The 2,791-nt window shown below is 55.8% G+C and carries 3 protein-coding genes and 1 pseudogene; 3 read left to right on the top strand and 1 reads right to left on the bottom strand.

Annotation, left to right across the window (positions count from 1 at the left end; translation table 11 throughout):
* Nucleotides 1–1,313, top strand: a 1,313-nt coding sequence (gene lpdA, locus P8O11_RS08675) for a dihydrolipoyl dehydrogenase (protein ID WP_300293713.1), incomplete at its 5' end; no start/stop codon positions are given.
* Between the two features lie 11 nt (nucleotides 1,314–1,324).
* Nucleotides 1,325–1,885: a methyltransferase domain-containing protein gene (locus P8O11_RS08670; RefSeq protein ID WP_300293711.1), complete on the top strand. Its 561-nt coding sequence runs from the start codon at nucleotides 1,325–1,327 to the stop codon at nucleotides 1,883–1,885.
* A 5-nt stretch (nucleotides 1,886–1,890) separates the two neighbouring features.
* Here P8O11_RS08670 and P8O11_RS08665 read toward each other — a convergent pair whose 3' ends face one another.
* Nucleotides 1,891–2,244 carry a rhodanese-like domain-containing protein gene (locus tag P8O11_RS08665; protein WP_300293709.1) on the bottom strand — a complete coding sequence of 118 codons (354 nt, stop codon included), beginning with the start codon at nucleotides 2,242–2,244 and terminating at the stop codon, nucleotides 1,891–1,893.
* A 250-nt stretch (nucleotides 2,245–2,494) separates the two neighbouring features.
* Here P8O11_RS08665 and P8O11_RS08660 point away from each other — a divergent pair.
* Nucleotides 2,495–2,791, top strand: a pseudogene (locus tag P8O11_RS08660) (excinuclease ABC subunit A); the annotation flags it as partial.

Raw genomic sequence — 2,791 nt, 5'->3', positions numbered from 1 at the left:
GCCTCAACGTAGCCATCGTAGAGCGGGAACACATGGGCGGTATCTGCCTCAACTGGGGCTGCATCCCGACAAAGGCGATGCTACGCTCCTCCGAGGTCTTTCACCTGATGCACCGTGCCAAAGAGTTTGGCCTCTCTGCTGACAATATCAACTATGATCTTGAGGCTGTGGTCAAACGCTCTCGCGGCGTCGCGAGCCAGCTTTCAGGCGGCATTTCCCACCTGATGAAAAAGAACAAAATCACGACCGTCATGGGCGAAGCCACCGTGACCGCCAAAGGCAAGGTGAGCGTCAAAACCGAGAAGGGCGCCGAGGAGCTGACTGCCAAGCACATCGTCCTCGCCACAGGCGCGCGCGCCCGCGAGCTGCCTGGCCTTGAGGCCGATGGTGATTTGGTCTGGACCTACAAACACGCGCTCACACCGCCGCGCATGCCCAAAAAGCTCCTCGTCATCGGCTCTGGAGCGATCGGCATCGAGTTTGCAAGCTTTTATAACACGCTCGGCGCCGACACGACGGTTGTCGAAGTTATGGACCGTGTCCTTCCCGTAGAAGACGCCGAAATAAGCGCCTTCGCTAAGAAGCAATTCGTCAAGCAAGGCATGAAGATCATGGAAAAAGCCATGGTCAAAAAGCTTGACCGCGCCAAAGGAAAAGTCACAGCTCACATTGAGACGGGTGGCAAAGTCGAAACCCAAGAGTTTGACACTGTCATCTCCGCTGTCGGTATCGTCGGCAACGTCGAAGGCCTCGGCTTAGAGGCGCTCGGCGTGCAGATCGATCGTACGCATGTTGTCGTCGATGAATATTGCCGCACGGGTGTCGAAGGTCTCTACGCCATCGGCGACATCGCAGGAGCGCCATGGCTTGCGCACAAAGCCTCCCACGAGGGCGTCATGGTCGCCGAAATGATCGCAGGGCAGAAGCCCCACGCCGTGCGCCCCGAAAGCATCGCCGGCTGCACCTATTGCCACCCGCAGGTTGCCTCTGTTGGCTATACAGAGGCCAAAGCCAAAGAGCTCGGCTATGATGTCAAAGTGGGCCGCTTCCCCTTCGTGGGCAATGGTAAGGCGATTGCTCTAGGCGAACCTGAAGGCATGGTCAAAACGGTGTTTGATGCCAAAACAGGCGAGCTTCTCGGCGCACATATGGTCGGCGCTGAAGTGACTGAGCTGATCCAAGGCTATGTCGTTGGTCGTCAGCTTGAAACAACAGAAGAAGACCTCATGCAAACGGTCTTCCCACATCCGACCCTTTCTGAAATGATGCACGAAAGCGTGCTAGATGCGTATGGGCGCGCCATTCATTTTTAAGGGCGAGTACAATGGTTTCTCTAAATCGCGTGATGATGAACAAGTCTTCTTCAGCGTGGTTTAAAGAGCTGCCCCTTGAAAAGATGGAACTCGCTGAAATCTCTTGCAAATGGGGCCGGCGGTTTGAGGCGAAAAGTTATGAGCGCTTCAAATATCCCGAGCACGATATCTGCCTTGGTCCCTATACGGATGCCCAAGGCAAGATGCGCCAGTTTGATATGATCCTCGCCAATCAGGTCTGGGAGCACCTTGATCGCCCCTTTACCGCGCTTTGTCATGTCTATGACATGCTGCGGGACGGTGGCTATCTCTGGATCGCGGTCCCGTTTTTTCTCCCCTATCACGCGGCTCCCAATGATTGCTCTCGCTGGTCCGCACGTGGCCTCAAAAACCTGCTGATTGAGGCAGGCTTTGCCGAGGCGCGCATCAAGTCCGAAGAGTGGGGCAACCGCGCCGCTGCCGCGCGCAACCTTGAGCCAGACTGGCCGCCTGTCTATGATCCCGCCACAGACGATCTCACAAATGATCCTAATTTTCCGATCTGTGCTTGGGCCTTGGCCCAAAAGACTTAGGCCGCTTAACGCTGAATCGCGCCGCCCGCGGCCTGCCAGTGGCTGAGGCCTCCCAAGTTGTGCACTTCAGTATAGCCAAGCCTGCGCAGTGTCATAACGCCTTGGGCCGATCGCGCACCACTGGCACAATAAAGCGCTATGGGCCTTTCAACGCTAAGCGCTTTGTGGCGGGCGCGGTTTGCTGGGTCCGCGGCCTGCGCCAGTCGCCCCAAGGGGAGATGTAACGCACCTTGCGCAGAGCCTGTTGCGGCCAGCTCGCCTTCCTCACGCAGATCAATCAAGACCATGTCACCCGCTGCAATCCGCGCCAAGAAGGGCTTGGCATCGCTGCGTTTCAAAGCTTTCAAAAAGGCAAACATATCAGTCTCCAGAAAACGGGCAGGGCGGGCGTGCCTTGACGCAAAGGTGACACATAAATTCAAACAATGGAATGTAAAAAAAGACGCTGCTTTGCACGAGATTTCATCGGTTTGATAAAAACAGTCGTAGAACCTATGCCTGCCCTGCAGCGTGTTCCCGCAATGTTCTCATTTTGCGGTTGGAAGTTACACGGAAGTTAACTACACCTGAGCCGAGAAACCATCTGGTTTAAAGAAGGCAGGGGCAAGCATGGCCGAACTCAAATACATCGAAGTGCGCGGCGCGCGCGAGCACAATCTCAAATCGATTGATGTTGATATCCCGCGGGATCAGCTCGTGGTGATCACTGGCCTGTCTGGCTCTGGCAAATCTTCGCTCGCGTTCGACACGATCTATGCCGAAGGCCAGCGCCGTTATGTTGAGAGCCTTTCGGCCTATGCCCGCCAGTTTCTTGATATGATGGAAAAGCCCGATGTCGACCACATCAGCGGCCTTAGCCCCGCCATTTCCATTGAGCAGAAGACCACAAGCAAAAACCCGCGCTCT

The sequence above is a fragment of the Lentibacter sp. genome, from assembly GCF_029254145.1.
GTDB lineage: Bacteria > Pseudomonadota > Alphaproteobacteria > Rhodobacterales > Rhodobacteraceae > Lentibacter.
This window is presented reverse-complemented; position numbering and strand designations above follow the sequence as displayed.